Source organism: Falsihalocynthiibacter sp. SS001, assembly GCF_042445055.1.
GTDB lineage: Bacteria > Pseudomonadota > Alphaproteobacteria > Rhodobacterales > Rhodobacteraceae > Falsihalocynthiibacter.
The window spans coordinates 31,319-47,096 of the sequence record NZ_CP170341.1; the positions used below are offsets into that span (position 1 = coordinate 31,319).

The 15,778-nt window shown below is 56.0% G+C and carries 12 protein-coding genes and 1 pseudogene; 9 read left to right on the top strand and 4 right to left on the bottom strand.

The genetic code is table 11. The features are described 5' to 3' along the window. Positions 1 to 24: 24 nt before the first annotated feature. Both ACFE33_RS15645 and ACFE33_RS15650 read right to left on the bottom strand, forming a co-directional pair. Positions 25 to 1,135 (bottom strand): annotated as a pseudogene (locus ACFE33_RS15645) (IS3 family transposase). A 290-nt stretch (positions 1,136 to 1,425) separates the two neighbouring features. Next, a complete protein-coding gene (locus ACFE33_RS15650) occupies positions 1,426 to 3,429 on the bottom strand; it encodes an aldo/keto reductase (RefSeq protein ID WP_380058966.1) in 2,004 nt (667 codons plus the stop codon). Positions 3,430 to 3,577: 148 nt separating this feature from the next. On the opposite strand from ACFE33_RS15650, the gene ACFE33_RS15655 reads away from it, so the two are divergent. From ACFE33_RS15655 to ACFE33_RS15685, 7 genes are all read left to right on the top strand, one after another. After that, complete coding sequence (locus tag ACFE33_RS15655; RefSeq protein WP_380058968.1) at positions 3,578 to 4,636, top strand: LacI family DNA-binding transcriptional regulator; 1,059 nt, start codon at positions 3,578 to 3,580, stop codon at positions 4,634 to 4,636. 124 nt (positions 4,637 to 4,760) lie between these two features. Then, entirely contained in the window at positions 4,761 to 6,032 is a 1,272-nt protein-coding gene (locus ACFE33_RS15660) for an ABC transporter substrate-binding protein (RefSeq protein ID WP_380058900.1), read from the top strand. A 114-nt stretch (positions 6,033 to 6,146) separates the two neighbouring features. Beyond that, the gene (locus ACFE33_RS15665) at positions 6,147 to 6,974 is read left to right on the top strand and encodes a carbohydrate ABC transporter permease (protein WP_380058970.1); all 828 of its coding nucleotides are present in this window, start codon (positions 6,147 to 6,149) and stop codon (positions 6,972 to 6,974) included. Beyond that, positions 6,971 to 7,786 (top strand): carbohydrate ABC transporter permease, encoded by an 816-nt coding sequence (locus tag ACFE33_RS15670; protein ID WP_380058902.1) that lies wholly within the window; start codon positions 6,971 to 6,973, stop codon positions 7,784 to 7,786. Before ACFE33_RS15665 ends, ACFE33_RS15670 begins: the two co-directional genes overlap by 4 nt. 15 nt (positions 7,787 to 7,801) lie before the next feature. Next, positions 7,802 to 10,003, top strand: a complete 2,202-nt coding sequence (locus tag ACFE33_RS15675) for a glycoside hydrolase family 2 protein (protein WP_380058903.1) — start codon at positions 7,802 to 7,804, stop codon at positions 10,001 to 10,003. A 10-nt stretch (positions 10,004 to 10,013) separates the two neighbouring features. Further along, a complete protein-coding gene (locus tag ACFE33_RS15680; protein WP_380058905.1) occupies positions 10,014 to 11,081 on the top strand; it encodes an ABC transporter ATP-binding protein in 1,068 nt (355 codons plus the stop codon). Between the two features lie 119 nt (positions 11,082 to 11,200). Next, a complete protein-coding gene (locus ACFE33_RS15685) occupies positions 11,201 to 11,638 on the top strand; it encodes a PACE efflux transporter (protein ID WP_380058907.1) in 438 nt (145 codons plus the stop codon). 53 nt (positions 11,639 to 11,691) lie between these two features. Here the strand turns inward: ACFE33_RS15685 and ACFE33_RS15690 are convergent, their stop codons facing one another. Then, positions 11,692 to 12,396 (bottom strand): SDR family oxidoreductase, encoded by a 705-nt coding sequence (locus tag ACFE33_RS15690; RefSeq protein ID WP_380058909.1) that lies wholly within the window; start codon positions 12,394 to 12,396, stop codon positions 11,692 to 11,694. A gap of 98 nt (positions 12,397 to 12,494) precedes the next feature. Between ACFE33_RS15690 and ACFE33_RS15695 the strand changes: the two genes are divergently transcribed. Both ACFE33_RS15695 and ACFE33_RS15700 read left to right on the top strand, forming a co-directional pair. Next, positions 12,495 to 13,370, top strand: coding sequence for a LysR substrate-binding domain-containing protein (locus tag ACFE33_RS15695; protein ID WP_380058911.1), 876 nt, complete (start codon positions 12,495 to 12,497; stop codon positions 13,368 to 13,370). A gap of 223 nt (positions 13,371 to 13,593) precedes the next feature. Further along, complete coding sequence (locus ACFE33_RS15700; RefSeq protein ID WP_380058972.1) at positions 13,594 to 14,445, top strand: DMT family transporter; 852 nt, start codon at positions 13,594 to 13,596, stop codon at positions 14,443 to 14,445. On the opposite strand, the gene ACFE33_RS15705 is transcribed toward ACFE33_RS15700, so the two are convergent. After that, complete coding sequence (locus tag ACFE33_RS15705; protein WP_380058973.1) at positions 14,442 to 15,644, bottom strand: replication initiation protein; 1,203 nt, start codon at positions 15,642 to 15,644, stop codon at positions 14,442 to 14,444. The two genes, ACFE33_RS15700 and ACFE33_RS15705, sit on opposite strands and share 4 nt — an antisense overlap. Between the last annotated feature and the right edge of the window lie 134 nt (positions 15,645 to 15,778).

A 15,778-nucleotide genomic window follows, 5' to 3' on the forward strand; every position in this document is an offset into this window, starting at 1 on the left:
CACCTAAGTAGTCCAGTTTGAATGTTAGTGCATGATCGGCCTTAGTTCCATCGGGACGATGGTTTCCGGAGCCGGCGGGCGGTAGCCCAGAGCACTGTGTGGTCGTTTGGTATTGTAGTGTTTCCTCCAGCTTTCGATGATAATCTGTGCTTCGCGTAGAGTGTAAAAGCTCTCCCCGTTCAGCAACTCGTCGCGGAACCGGGCATTGAAACTTTCGCAATACCCATTCTCCCACGGCGAGCCAGGCTCAATGTAACCGTTTTGGCTCCAACCGCCTCAAATCCGGTCTCGAACAGCCCGAGCTATGAACTCCAGGCATTGTCCGACATGATGTAGGCCGGAACGCCGCGCAAGATGAACAGATCCGTGAGTGCGTCGATGACTTCATCGAGTTCTTCCGCTTCACGGATCGCCAGGCATTCCCGGCTGTATTCGTCCAAGATGTTCAGGGTCCGGAACGCTTTCCCGTCATCAGTTCGATGATGAACGAGAAGTCCGCGCGACCAGACGTGGTTGCGATACTCTGGCCGCAGCCGGACACATGAGCCATCATTTAGCCAAACCGCCCCTTCTTGGGTTGCTAGCGCTTTGAGCCCCTCACGCCGCCACAACCGTTCAACCCGCTTGTCGTTCACCTGCCAGCCCGCATCCCTGGGCAGACGCGATCGGCAATCGTACCGGCCATACTGACGTGCCAGTTCGATCATATCAGCAACCAGCCGTTCTTCGTCACTTCGGTCAACAGGCAACCGCCTCTGGGTGGATCGGTTCTGCCCCAAAACACGACAGATCCGCCGCTCAGACACCCGCACCTCATTGCGAATGTGATCGATGCAGGCGCGGCGGCGCGAGGGGCTCAGAAGTTTTCCCGTGCGGCTTCCGACAGGATCAACTTGTCCAGGGTCAGATCAGATACGGCTCGCCGCAGTCGATCATTCTCCTTCTGAAGCCGCTTTAGTTCCCTCAGTTGGTCGGTTCCCATTCCGCCATATTGTTTGCGCCAACGATAAAACGTCTGTTCAGTTATCTGCACTTGCCGGATTGCATCAACACGCGGCATGCCTTGACCGCAAAGCACCTCAACCTGCCGCAACTTCGTGACAATCTCTTCTGGCTTGTGTCGCTTAATTCCCATTTTCAATCCTCCGATTCCTAACTATAGGGGCGGACCACTTCAAAGGGGGAGGACCAGAAATCGAAATCAATTTCTGCGGCATCGAGCTACCTCGCGATAAAGAATCAAAAATATCCTTCGATACTACTTCAAAAAAGATACGTTTACTTCTTTTCCTCTCGCACGAGTTCATCAAAACGACTCAAGGTGGTGGCGCAAATCGGCGCAGTCGCCTCAATGAAGCGCTCCTTTTTCAACGTCAGAAAGATCGCAAACTGTTGCGTATTCTGGCAATCCTCAGCAGCGTTGCGTTAGTCTTCCAAGTTCAACCACGCAACCTCATCATCCGTAAGCGAAAGGCCCATTGACCGCAGAGTAGAGACGATTTCCCCCGGACTGCGCGGCCCAATGAGTGCAAAGGACGGGAACGATTGCGAGAGCACCCAAGCCGTCGCAATGTTATGCGGCGCGACGTTGTATTTCTCGGCAAGTTCACCCGCGCGGCGGCGGCGCTCTTCGTTAGTATCAGAGCCATAACAAACGTCCGGCCCGATGGACGCAGGGAGCCGCCCGCGCAGCGCTTCATCAAGGAAATACCCCCGCGCCTGTGACGACCAACTCAGATGCATCGTTCCCGTTTTGCGCAACCATTCAAGCGTTTGCGGCGTATTCGAAGTAACACACCCATCCCAGACCGGTTTTTGCATCACAGCAAGCGAGAGGTTGTTGTTCAGTATCTTGGGCGGCTCCAGATCGTGCTTCTTGGCATAGCTAACGGCCTCATCGAAACGCTCGGTGGTCCAGTTTGATCCACCCCAAACCCCGATGCGCCCCGCATCCCGTTCGCGCGCGATGGCCTCGACAAATTCGCCGACAGGAACATCAAGATTGTCGCGGTGCATGATATAAATCGCCGCTCGATCCAGCCCCAAACGGCTAAGCGAAATGTCCAACTGCGCGCCAATCGCCTGCGGAAGACAGTATGGCGTGTGCGCTCCCTTAACGATTACGTTGATGTCATCCGCAACGCCCCGCGCCGCGATCCACTCGCCCAGAACCTGCTCGTGTTTGCCTCCACCATAGACAAACGCGGTGTCAAAGGTCGTGCCTCCGGCCTCCATCCACGCATCCCACATGATCGCGCCCTCGGCGATGGTATCGCGATTGTCGCAACCCATGATCAGCGCGCTCACGGGGTTGGCGACTCCGTCTATTTCATGCGTCTTCATGCGCTCGTTATTGGCGGGCAAGACACCGGCAAGCATGCGGATCGTTGCCGCATCTTCTCCGACCACCTGATAGCCAACCTCGCGCCGCCACGCATCGAGAACCTGCGCGTTGCCAACCGATCCTTCGGGCGACATCGCAGGATAACTGCACCCGCTTGCCCCCGCGATGATCGCGCGGCTCGCAGCCTCGGCTTCATAGGCAAAGAGCATCTTGGGCGCGGCGATGTCCTCTTGATGGGTCGCCCCATCCTTTACGATTTCCAGCACCGTATCCGCAGGCCCCACCTCGCGGCCCGGAACCCAAGGATTGCGCAAAGTCACGGAGCCGTGCTCGCAAGTAACGTGAATGGACTGCCCCAAATCCCGCGCAACTGCACAGGCGATGCGAGCTGTCACGCCATTGGCAAAGGACAGCAAACCATGCGCAACCTCATCCACTCCGCTCTGTCCAATTTGACCAACCGCCTTGATTGAGGTCGGCTCGGCAAACGCCTGATCTGCAATGCCCGCGATCATTCGGGCCGCCGACACAGGATACCCGCCAACGTCCAAAATACCGCCCCCCGCAAGCGCGCGATCATAGAGACGACTCTCGGCATTGAACCCCGCCGCGAATCCAAACGTGGCGTCGATATGCTGCACCGCGCCCAGGTCGCCACTCGCGAGGATCTCGTTTAATCGCGTGATTTGCGGATGGTGGAGATACATATACGCCTCCATGAAAAAGACGCCCTCCTGCGCCGCCGCCTCGCGTAATGCTTCGACTTCGGCGGCATTCAACCCCGCTGGCTTCTCAACAGAGACGTGTTTCCCCGCACGAATGGCCATCAATGCCTGCGGTGCGTGAAACGGATGCGGGGTTGCGATATGGATTGCGTCCACTTCTGGATCGGCACAGATATCGCAATAGTTTGTATAGCATTTATCGGCATTTACGCCGAACTCCTTGCCAAAGGCGTGTGCGCGTTCTGGGGATCTGCTTGCGACGGCAAACAGGCTTCCCGCTTCGCTCTCGGCCAAACCAAGAGCGAAATTCCCCGCGATCGAACCCGGGCCGATTATCCCCCACTTAACTTTCTGCATCATCTGTCCTCCAGCAAAATTTACCGCGACTTTTACAGTCCTGCCGACACCGGTCAATAATTTAGTAAATTTTTACTGAACATTTTTTCAAGCGCGTGCTACCCTACCGTTAATCGTTGCCTCAAATTGACCCATATGCGAAAAACTGACGATGAAAACAGACAAGCACACACCGCCCAAGCGGCGCGCCGGAGCTACACTCAAGCAGATTGCCGACAAAACTGGCGTATCGCAGACCACCGTGTCACGTGTGCTGAACTTCGATTCTACCCTTTCGGTCGGCGATGAGACCCGCAAGAAAATTATCGAAACGGCAGCGGCACTTAACTATGAGCCGCCCCGCCGCCGTAAACGGCAGGTAAACAACAGCGAGAAACAGCAGATTGCTGTGCTCCACTTCCTGCAACCCGAACAAGAACTCTCGGACCCGTATTATATCGCCCTGCGCATCGGCATCGAAAGTCGCAGCGCCGCACTTGGGCTTGAGCTGGTAAAATTTCACGCGACATCTGGAGTGTATGACGCACAAGCCATCACAGAAACGAGCGGCTGTATCGCCATCGGCCACCACCCCGAAGAGACCATCGACTGGATGCGCGCCAACATCGAAAACCTCGTGATCGCGGATTATATGCCGCTGGATGATGACGTTGACGCGGTGATGTGTGACCTCACGGCGGCGTCGCGCAAACTCCTTAAGGAAGTCTGGGCAGCGGGATATCGGCGGATCGCTTTTCTAGGATGGTACGACCCCAAAAAGGTAACCCGCCGCGCCCCTGAAATTCGGTATCTTGCCTATAAAACATGGATGGAAGACCACGGCGGCTTTGACGAATCCCTCGCGTTAACGGGTGAAAACACCGAACAAAGCGGGCATGACCTGACGGCCGAACTCCTTTCGGGCGATAACATGCCAGAGCTTATCATCGCCGCAACCGATAACATGGCCGTCGGCGCCTATCGTGCGATTTCGCGCAAAGGATTGTCGATTCCCAACGACATCGCTGTCGCAAGCTTTAACGACATTTCCGCCGCGCGGTTCCTCAACCCGCCCCTCACAACTGTTCGCCTCCCTGCCGAGCGCATCGGCGAGAATGCGGTTGAGCTTCTGGTCGAGCGCCTCTCGGGGCGTCGCCTTGCCAAACGGCTAAGCTTGGAAAGTAAAATCATCTGGCGCGGTAGCGTTCGCCTCCCTCAACCAGAGGGTTAAAACGCACCGAAATCGCGCACCTCAATCTATTTAGTAAATTTTTACTAAATTTCTTGCGCGAATGAATTTTCCGCCCTACCGTGACAACACGCCGCACAAGCCGGCGGACAAACGGGAGGAAAAAATGGACATAAAGACCGCAATTCTACCGCGCGCACTGGCGATTGGCATCGGTGTCAGTCAATGCGCACTCTCTGCCGCATGGGCGGATGATTTGACAGTTTGGGCATGGGACCCAAACTTTAACGGCGCCGCTATGGAAAAGGCCGCCGAAATCTACAAAGAGACGCATCCTGACTTCAACCTAGTCTTTACAGAGTTCGCACGCGAAGAACTTGAGCAAAAACTACAGACCCAACTGGCCGCAGGAGTCACGGATGGTCTTCCGGATATCGTCCTGATCGAAGACTACTCAGCGCAGAAATTCGTTCTGTCATTCCCCGGTGCATTTGCGCCGATGACCCAAGACATCGACTATTCCAAATTCGCCGACTACAAGGTTGCGCTCGCCACGGTTGGCGACGAAACATACTCGATGCCGTTTGATTCTGGCGTAACAGGCTGGTTCTATCGCTCGGATATTCTCTCGGAAGCGGGCTATAGCGCCGAAGACCTTAACAACATCACATGGGACCGCCTGATCGAAATCGGCAAAGACGTGTTCGCCAAAACTGGCACACCTCTCCTGTCGATCGACGCCAACGACCCGGGGCTCTTTGTGATCATGCTCCAATCCACAGGCGGTTGGTTCTTTGATGAAAACGGCGATCTGGACATTGTCGGCAACGAGAAATTCAAAGCTGCCCTCGCGGATTACGCCGAACTCTTGCAAGCCAAAGAAGTCTACAAGCCGATCACGGGCTGGTCCGAATTCACAGGCTCCTTCACGAGCGGTGACGTCGCCTCGGCCATTTCCGGTGTTTGGCTAACAGGCACCATCAAATCCGCCGACATGAGCGGACAATGGGCGGTTGCCCCGATTCCGCGCGTCGAAGAAGCAGAGGGAGCCGTGAACGCTTCCAACCTTGGCGGCTCTAGCTGGTATATGCTCTCTGCAGCGCCAAACCCCGACCTTGCCAAGGACTTCCTCCAAGAGGTCTGGGCATCTGACATTGATTTCTACCAAGACATCCTTGTCGGACAGGGCGCGGTTGGTTCTCTTCTGGCCGTTCGCGAAGGCGAAGCATACCAATCAACCGATGACTACTTCGGTGGTCAGGCCGTCTGGCAGGACTTCTCGAACTGGCTCGGAGAGATCCCCGGCGTTGATTATGGTATCTTTACCTATGAGGTTCGCTCGGCCATCGCGTCACAGGCACCTGCCCTAGCAAATGGCGGTGATCTGGACGAGGCAATCGAGAAAATCGAAGCCGAAGCCCGCGTACTTACACAATAATTGCCACAAAACTGCCCTGCCCGCATCTTGTGGGTGGGGCATTAACGGGAGGGGACCGACGTGGCACGTACACGGCTAGGGCGAAACGAACGAATAAGCGGCTGGGGCTTTGTCATGCCCGCGCTGGTTTTATTGGGGCTATTCATGGTTTGGCCGATCTTGTGGTCGCTCTGGATGTCGTTCCAAACAGGTCGCGGCATGAATATGAGCTTTGGTGGCCTAAGCAACATCAAGCGCCTCGGCAGCGATCCGATATTCCTCAAGGCACTGGGCAACACGCTGACTTTTCTGGCGATTCAGGTTCCCATAATGATCATGTTCGCGCTCTTGTTTGCGGTGCTGCTGAATGCGCCCAGACTCCGGTTTCGCGGATTGTTCAGAACCGCAATCTTTCTGCCTGCGGTCAGTTCCCTTGTGGCCTACTCTATCCTTTTCAAATCCATCTTTGCGACGGACGGGCTGGCCAATCAAATGCTACTTTCGGCTGGCATACTCGAAACGAGCATCCCGTGGCTGGGTGATCCGTTCTGGGCCAAGGTTGTGATTATCCTTGCGATCACATGGCGCTGGACGGGGTATAACATGATCTTCTACCTCGCTGCCCTTCAGAACATCGACAAATCCATCTACGAAGCCGCGCGCATTGATGGCGTCCCCGCCCACGCACAATTCTTTCGCATCACCGTTCCGATGCTCAAACCCGTGATTCTGTTCACAACGATCATCTCGACAATCGGCACGCTCCAACTCTTTGACGAGGTCCAGAACATCACCGAGGGCGGCCCCTCCAACGCGACGCTTACGCTCTCGCAATACCTCTACAACTTGACGTTCAAGTTCATGCCCTCCTTTGGATATGCGGCGACGGTTTCGTATGTGATTGTTGTACTGGTGGCGGTCCTGTCGTTCTTTCAATTCTTTATCGCAAAGGATCGCAAATGACGCGCTCTCGGTTTCTGAATGACCTGCTGCGGTACGGTATCCTGTCTATCGCGGCGTTTCTCTCTGTGTTTCCGTTCATTTGGATGCTCATCGGAACAACCAACACTTCCGCCGATATCGTGAAGGGCAAGGCATCTTTCGGCCAGAATCTTTGGCCCAATATCACGGCATTGTTCGAACAGGTCGATATCCTTCGGGTGCTCTTTAACTCGTTCTTTATCTCGATTGTCGGAACCGTACTGACACTCATCATCGCTTCGGCGGCGGGATATGGCTTTGAAATGTTCCGCTCCAAAACCCGCGAGAAAGTGTTCACAGGCCTGCTTCTTATGCTGTCGATTCCCTTCGCCGCACTCATGGTGCCGCTCTTTGTGATGTTCGCGAAGGTGGGTCTACTCAACAGCTATACCGCCATCATCGCCCCCGGAATCGCGAATATCTTTGTGATCTTCTACTTCCGACAGGCCACCAAATCCTTCCCGCACGAGCTACGGGATGCCGCCAAAATCGACGGCCTCAAGGAGTGGCAGATATTCGCGCGGGTCTATATGCCCGTCATGCGCTCCACCTATGCCGCCGCGACAATCATCGTGTTCATGCTGAACTGGAACAACTACCTCTGGCCGCTGATTGTCCTCCAGACGAACGAGATGAAAACAATGGTTCTGACCATCTCCTCGCTCGCCTCGGCCTATACCCCCGACTATGGCGTCATCATGGTTGCGACCGTCATCACGACGCTGCCCACGCTGATTATCTTCTTCGTCCTACAGCGCCTTTTTGTCCAAGGTATGCTTGGCTCTGTGAAATAAGGAAACACCCCCCAGATGCCCGAATTGATTTCGTTCAACGAAAACTGGCTCTTTGAGGGCACGCAACAAGTGCGCCTGCCCCACACTGCGGTCGAAGTTCCGTATCACTACTTCGACGAGAAATGCTATCAACGCGCCTTTACCTACGAAAAGACATTCACCCCGCCAAACGGCTGGCAAGGCACCGAACTTTCGCTTCTCCTTGAGGCGGCGATGGCGGACGCAAAAATATACCTGAACGGCGATCTGATCGCAGAGCACAAAGACGGCTATACCCCGATCCATGCGCGCCTGACCGATGGCCTAACGGATGGGGAAAACCATCTGCGGATTGTCATCGACGGCTCTGAAAACCCAGAGATCCCCCCCTTCGGTGGCCGCATTGATTACCTATGCTTTGCTGGTATCTATCGCGATGTCTGGCTTGTTCAAAACGCTCCGCTTGCGATTGAAACGGTCAAGATCGAAACGCCGGATGTGCTCAACGCTACCAAAACGCTAACCGCGCAGGTCTATTTTTCCAATCCACAGAAAAAGGTCATCTCTGGCACGCTTGAGGCAACCCTCAAAGATAGCGAAGGCAATCCGATTGCCCATACACAGGCCGAATTGACGGGCGAGCGCCTCTTGCTGCAAATGGATAACCTTCAGAATATCGAGCTTTGGGATGTAGATGCCCCGCACCTCTACACGCTGGACCTCGCGCTCAAATCTCCACATGGCGATGACCACCACACAACACGGTTCGGTTTTCGCCACGCAGAATTCACAACCGACGGGTTCTTTCTAAATGGGCGGAGCCTGAAAATTCGGGGACTGAATCGGCATCAATCCTTCCCCTACTCGGGCTATGCGATTGGCCGCTCAGGACAAGAGCGGGATGCAGACCTTCTGAAGTACGATCTGCGCCTGAACCTTGTGCGCACCTCGCATTATCCACAATCCACGGCCTTCCTGAACCGATGCGATGAAATCGGCCTCCTTGTGTTTGAGGAAATTCCAGGCTGGCAACATATCGGCGGCGAAAAATGGAAGGCCGAAAGCGTTGAGAACGTACGGCGCATGATCACCCGCGACTGGAACCACCCGTCCATCATCATCTGGGGCGTGCGCATTAACGAAAGCGAAGACGACCACGCCTTCTACACCGAAACCAACCGCGTGGCGCGTGCACTCGACCCGACCCGCCAAACGGGCGGCGTGCGCTGTATTGAGGATTCAGAACTCCTCGAAGATGTCTATACGATGAACGACTTTAACCTCGGATCACACGAAATAAGCGGCTCTAACCGCGCCGCGCGCCCGTTGCGGGATCAGCGCGAAGTGACCGGACTTGACCACGATGTGCCCTACCTCATCACCGAATATAACGGCCATATGTTCCCCACCAAAGCGCACGATCAGGAGTTGCGCCAAATCGAACACGTGACGCGCCATCTTCAGGTGCTCAATGCCGCTTTCGGGGCGAAAGGAACCGCAGGCGCCATCGGCTGGTGCGCGTTCGATTACAACACCCACAGCGATTTCGGCGCAGGGGATCGCATCTGTTATCACGGCGTCGCGGATATGTATCGCGAACTGAAATTCGCAGGCCACGTCTATGCCTCCCAAGGGGAGCCAGAGGGCGGATTGGTCCTTGAGCCCGTCACGCTCTATGCGCGCGGCGAACGGAATATCAACGGAATCCTTCCCCTCACCGTGCTGACCAATTGTGATTCCGTCGAGCTTAGATACGGCACCGCAACCCCCATCCGCGGAGAGCCAGATCGCATCAACTATCCGCACCTCCCGCATCCACCCGTTGTGTTCCGTCTTGAGGACTTCCCCGAGGATGCGCTCGGCAATTGGGGCACGGCGTGGGACGATTGCGAGGTTGTCGGCATCTGGAACGGCGAGGCTGCTATCTCGCGCAAATACTGCGCGGCCCCTCTTTTGACGTCCCTAAGTGTGGTTCCGGACGCAACCGAAATCGCCGATGGCCAAGATGTGCGCGTCATGGTGCGCGCCCTCGATCAAGTGGGCAACAAGGCCCGCCACGCCGCCGACCCCGTCACGATTGAGGTCAAAGGCGCAGCCAGATTGCATGGCCCCGCACTCGTCCCCTTACGCGCCGGCTCCACCGGATTCTGGCTACGCGCAGAGGGCACAGGCCCCATCACAATAAGCGTTTCCCTCGGCAGCCTCGGCACGACCGAAACCTTCCTAACCGCAATATGAGGATAACAACATGAGCAGCGTCGTACTTAAGAACCTCAAGAAATCTTATGGTGCATTTGATGTTATCAAGGGCGTCGATCTCGATATCCAGCCCGAGGAATTCGTTGTCTTTGTCGGCCCTTCGGGCTGTGGCAAATCCACAATGCTGCGCATGATCGCGGGCCTTGAGGAAATCACCGGCGGCGAACTCTATATCGGGGATCGACTCTCGAATGACATCGACGCCTCCAAGCGCGGGATCGCAATGGTATTTCAATCCTACGCGCTCTACCCCCACATGACCGTGGCCGAGAACATGGGATTTGCGCTCAAATACGCAGGTGTGAAAAAGGATGCGATCAAAGAACAAGTCAACGACGCCGCCCGCATTCTGGGCCTAGAACCGCTCCTTGATCGACGCCCCAAGGATCTCTCTGGCGGACAGCGCCAGCGCGTGGCGATTGGCCGTGCCATCGTTCGCCACCCCGAAGTTTTCCTATTCGACGAACCCCTCTCAAACCTTGACGCCGAGTTGCGCGTCCAGATGCGTCTGGAAATCGCGCGCCTACACCGAGAGCTGAAAACCACGATCATCTACGTCACGCACGATCAGGTAGAAGCGATGACACTCGCCGACAAAATCGTCGTCCTGCGCGATGGCCGCATCGAACAGGTCGGCAAACCGCTAGAGCTATACGACGACCCCGTAAACCAATTCGTCGCGGGCTTCATCGGCTCGCCGAAGATGAACTTCGTAAACGCCGAGGTTCAGGACGGGATGCTTTCGCTCACCGATTTCTCGGGCCAGCGCGTCCCGCTCCCGCTGCTAAACCACGCCATCGCGGAAGGCACCCAAGTCGTTCTGGGCATTCGCCCCGAACACTTCAAAACGGGTGGCGATGCAACGCTTTCCCTGACAATCGAACTCATCGAAAACCTCGGCGGAGAGAACTACGCCTACGCCCGACAAGGAAACTCCGACATCCTAACCGTCGCGCTTGGCGGACAACGCCAACACAGCGCAGGCGACCAACTAGACGCACAATTCAACCCCGCCGAAACGCTCATCTTTGATGTGAACGGCGATAGGATGCGATAGCTGGCGGTGGACGGCTCCTCTTGATCTTCGCCGCCACCAGTGCCAAATATCCCCACGAGAGGACGACCTCCCCGTTTTGGATAGTCGTCGGGACGACCCGACAATCATAGGAGGCCGTTATGCGCTCCCCACTTGATCGTCTTCGTCACGCCGTTAGCTTTGAAATCATCGCCCTGCTCATGGTTGTTCCGCTTGGTTCAATCCTGTTCCACGTTCCCATGGCGCATTTTGGTGTCGTTGGCATCGTCAGCGCCACACTCGCCACGCTTTGGAACCTCGTCTACAATTTCGCCTTTGATCTGGCCCTCAAACGCACCACGGAAACCACCCAGAAATCGGGGGCCATCCGCATACTTCACGCAGTCCTCTTTGAGGCAGGTTTGTTAATGATCCTTATGCCCTTCATCGCGTGGTACCTCGGGGTGACACTCTGGCAGGCATTTCTGATGGATGCGTCCCTCGCAGGCTTTTATCTGGTCTATGCGTTTGGGTTTAACTGGGCCTATGACGCGCTCTTTCCGCTCCCAGAATGGAACAAAGATCACGCAGCACAATAGGCATCCACAAAGTCGAATACGGCGGTGCCCGTTGTTGCGCCGCCGTCACAAGTTCAAACTGCGCGGGTCAACCCACCATCAATTCTCAGGTTCTGGCCCGTCATATACGCGCCCCCCTCCGAGGCCAGCCATGATACCAGCGACGACACCTCGTCTGCTTTGCCGTACCGCCCCATTGGTATCCGCACGCGGCGGTCCTCTGTTTCGGGCAGGCTGTCGATAAAGCCGGGAAGGATATTGTTCACCCGGACATTATCGCCCGCGTATTTATCCGCACAGAGCTTTGCGAAGGCCGCAAGCCCTGCCCTAAATACTCCAGACGTCGGGAAAAGCGGGTCTGGCTCAAACGCGGCAAAGGTCGAGATATTGATAATCGCTCCGCCTCCCTGCGCTTGCATCAACGGCATCACCAACCGCGTGGGGCGAATGACGTTCATCAAATAGACCTCCATCCCCATGTGCCAATCATCATCCGAGATATCGAGCACTGGCCCCTTCGGCCCATGCCCCGCAGAATTCACAAGCACATCAACGCGCCCCCAACGATCCGTCGCTCCCTTCACCAATGCGGCGAGATCACTCTGCGAAAGGTTCGACCCCGTCACGCCAAAACCGCCCAACTCTTCGCCAAGCGCTTCGCCCTTACCAGAGGACGACAAGATACCAACCCGAAAGCCATCTGCGGCCAACCTTCGGGCCGCATCAGCTCCCATTCCGCTTCCGCCCGCTGTAATAAGTGCTACTTTTTCTACAGACATATTACTCTCCATCATGTTCTAGCGACAAATATACAGCGTATTTCGGTGTCTTTCGCGCAAGAATTGATGTTCCATGACAGTAGGAATACTATTACCAAATGACACAACTTCCGCCGCTCAACGGATTACGCGCATTTGATGCTGCGGGCCGCCACCTGAACTTTCGATCTGCCGCTGACGAACTGGGCGTGACCCAAGGCGCCGTCGCTCAACAAGTACGCCAACTTGAGGCCCATCTTGGACTCCCACTGTTTGAACGGATGTCAAAGGGCTTGGCGTTCACAGTTGCGGGTAGAAGTTACCATGGACGTATCGCGACCATATTTGAGGAACTACGCGCTGCCACAGCCACACTTCGCCCCAAACCAGAAAGGGTCTTGGTAAGTGTCACACCAACCTTCGCGGCGAAATGGCTCATCCCGAACCTGTCCGAATTCTCGGCCGCGCATCCACAAATCGACCTGCAAATTCTCGCGACGGAAAAGGTTTCAAGCTTCCACGGCGACGGCATCGACGTGGCAATCCGTCAGGGCCAACCACCCTTCGGCGCATCGCTAGATGTGGTGCGGCTTTTTCAACAAGAGATCATCGCCGTCGCCGCGCCATCCCTTATCGCCAAACACGACCTTCCTCTTGCGCTGGAAACTCTGTCGCGCTTACCGAAACTACACGACGCACACGATCTTTGGCCCGCTTACCTCAAGAAACTGAACATAGAAGATCGCGGCGGCTATGGACTGCGACTAAACCAAACGGCGCTTACAATGGACGCAGCACTTTCTGGCCAAGGTGTTGCCCTCGTCAGCAAATTCCTCGCCCAACGCGACATTGCCGCAAACCATTTGGTACAGGTCATTCCTGATACGCTCACAGGCAACCAACACTTCTATATGCTCACGTTGCGCAGCAACAAGCGCAGCGCGACAGCACAGGCCGTTGTCGAATGGTTCACCGCAAAGGCCGAAACCACCTAACACCCCTGCCCGCCAGCGCTTGCCATCACCAAATGAATATGGTCAATGACTGTTGCAAACTGCGGTTTGCACATGACGCCGCCTTGGATAGCGCCTCATTTCTTGCGCTCCGAATGACGGGTTATCTCGACGCTTGCACCTCGTTCATACTCGGAGAACCGATATCGCACCGATTCCAACTTCCGCCGCCGTTTCGCGCCCTGCTCATCTTCGCTCCGATAGTTTGCGCGGGATTGCCTGTATGGCGGGCGGGATGTTTTTGTTTGCTGCGGTAGATACCCACGCGAAATTCCTGACCGATAGCATCCACCCCGTTCAAATCGCATGGTCTCGACAGCTTGGGCTCTTGCTCGGGGTAGTGTTCGTGCTGTTCTTTCGCGGCTTTGAAATCCTGCGCACACAACACCCCTACCTCCAAATCGCGCGCGGCGCGCTGGCGGCTGCTTCGGCGACGTGCTTCATCTTTGCGGTGTCTTTTGTGCCCTTGGCCGATGCCGTCGCCATTAGTTTCGTCGCCCCCTTTATCGTTACAGTCATGGGCGCCCTCATTCTGCGCGAACCCGTCGGCATACGGCGCTGGATCGCGGTCACAATCGGCTTCATCGGCACGCTCATCGTCCTGCGCCCCGGCATGGGAACGGTGCACCCCGCAGCAGCACTTGTTTTGGTGGCGGCGTTCTTCTTTGCGCTGCGCCAAATACTCTCGCGCAGCCTAAGCGGCTCGGACCGCACAATCACAACGGTCGCCTATACGGCAATCACCGCAACCGCCCTGCTCTCGCTACCGCTCCCGTTCGTCTGGAAAACACCCGAATGGGGCCAAGAGGTCTTCCTCCTCGCAAGCATGGCCGTCCTCGCCGGACTTGCGGAAATTCTGGTGATCAAATCGCTGGAACTGGCCCAAGCCGTCGTCCTCGCACCCGTGCACTATAGCTTGCTGATCTGGGGTACGTTCTATGGCTGGCTGGTGTTCAACCAACTCCCCGATCTATGGACATGGGTCGGCGCACTCATCATCGTCGCAACAGGCATCTACACCCTCCACCGCGAACGCATCACTGCAAAGCGCGCCTAGCCGTCCAATCCCTCAAATATCTCGGGATACAGATCTTCCCAGAACGCAAAGATCGCCTTGGCGTTTTGCGCCGACATCCAGCCGTGGCGCTCGAAATCCTGCCGCTTGGCGGTGTCGGTCAAACTTGCATAGAACAGGCGCTTGTCCGCGTCCCTTTGGGTGGGGGTGCGCGCGGCGGAATAGTCTCTAACGCGGCCTAACTTACCTGCCCGAAGGGCGACCTTGGCCGACATTTCCGCCTTGGGCGCTGCGGATTTTTCCTTTGGCGCGGCCTGATAATCATCGCGCAGCGCCGCCGCGAGGTACCGCTCCGGGCTTTTCACACCGCCCTGCCCCGCCACATAATCCAGCTTGCTCTGGACGGTGGCCTCGCCATGTTCGGTCAACCATTGCCGCGCCAAACGATCACTGATCCCCATCGCCCTCAGACGGTCATAAACAGGCGCGCGCCGCAATCCCTCACCATCATCCAGATCCAAAATCGAGAGCTGTGGGTTCTTCTGAATGGTAAACCGAATATCGCTCACCGCCCTGCCGCGCTTGCGCACTTCCGGCTCAACAATAATGTTGCTGTTGCGGTTAATCTCGGAAACGGCGGGCTTGATGATCTTGGCGTTCAGGTGCTTGTAGCTCTCGTAATATTCGCTATCCGCAACCCCCATCAGACGGCGGAATGTCTCAAGCGACCACCAGCCGGTGCTGCCCGTCCGATGGAAACGATAACAATTCTCATAAAGCGCGAGCGCATGACCACTGGTGAATTTACGCTGAATATTCAGATTGATAAGCGCAAAAACCTTAGGATCCGAGAGTTTCTCCGCAAGCGCGGGCGAATAGGCATACTCGCACACCCCATCCTTAAGCTTGGCATAGCTCAAAAGGCTCGAAACACCCCACTCCTGATTACCCGACGCATCCAGCATATCCCACTCGGCCACGGTTTCCGCCAGCCCGCGCAGCGATTGCTTGAGCGTATCAAAATCGTTGGAGTTATAGCCCACCATCATGCAAAGCGTGCGCGCATCCATCTGAAAGCTCGGCTGCTGCGTGAGCGTGTCATAGGCATTGAGCAATAAAACGTTCGAGAGTTTGCGCTGAAGCAGCGTCAATTTCCCCGAAACATGAATCGCCGCTACGTGCTTTTTCACGGCGCCGCGCTTTAACGCGCCCGTAAGCTTGTCCTTGGGAATATCTTGCATCTCGCCCAATGTGCTCTGCCTGTTCTAACTGTCTGCTCTATCGGCGCGGTGCGCCAAGGTGCTATATCTCTGTGGATACTTTCGCTCAGCTTACCCCAAAAGGAACCCATAAACAATCTCTCCTTGGATACCAT

Excerpts from the sequence above, each read along its gene's own strand:
- ACFE33_RS15680 (WP_380058905.1), top strand. The coding sequence starts at position 10,014 with ATGAGCAGCGTCGTACTTAAGAACCTCAAGAAATCTTATGGTGCATTT.
- ACFE33_RS15675 (WP_380058903.1), top strand. The coding sequence starts at position 7,802 with ATGCCCGAATTGATTTCGTTCAACGAAAACTGGCTCTTTGAGGGCACG.
- ACFE33_RS15660 (WP_380058900.1), top strand. The coding sequence starts at position 4,761 with ATGGACATAAAGACCGCAATTCTACCGCGCGCACTGGCGATTGGCATC.
- ACFE33_RS15650 (WP_380058966.1), bottom strand. The coding sequence starts at position 3,429 with ATGATGCAGAAAGTTAAGTGGGGGATAATCGGCCCGGGTTCGATCGCG.
- ACFE33_RS15690 (WP_380058909.1), bottom strand. The coding sequence starts at position 12,396 with ATGTCTGTAGAAAAAGTAGCACTTATTACAGCGGGCGGAAGCGGAATG.
- ACFE33_RS15695 (WP_380058911.1), top strand. The coding sequence starts at position 12,495 with ATGACACAACTTCCGCCGCTCAACGGATTACGCGCATTTGATGCTGCG.
- ACFE33_RS15655 (WP_380058968.1), top strand. The coding sequence starts at position 3,578 with ATGAAAACAGACAAGCACACACCGCCCAAGCGGCGCGCCGGAGCTACA.
- ACFE33_RS15670 (WP_380058902.1), top strand. The coding sequence starts at position 6,971 with ATGACGCGCTCTCGGTTTCTGAATGACCTGCTGCGGTACGGTATCCTG.
- ACFE33_RS15705 (WP_380058973.1), bottom strand. The coding sequence starts at position 15,644 with ATGCAAGATATTCCCAAGGACAAGCTTACGGGCGCGTTAAAGCGCGGC.
- ACFE33_RS15665 (WP_380058970.1), top strand. The coding sequence starts at position 6,147 with ATGCCCGCGCTGGTTTTATTGGGGCTATTCATGGTTTGGCCGATCTTG.
- ACFE33_RS15685 (WP_380058907.1), top strand. The coding sequence starts at position 11,201 with ATGCGCTCCCCACTTGATCGTCTTCGTCACGCCGTTAGCTTTGAAATC.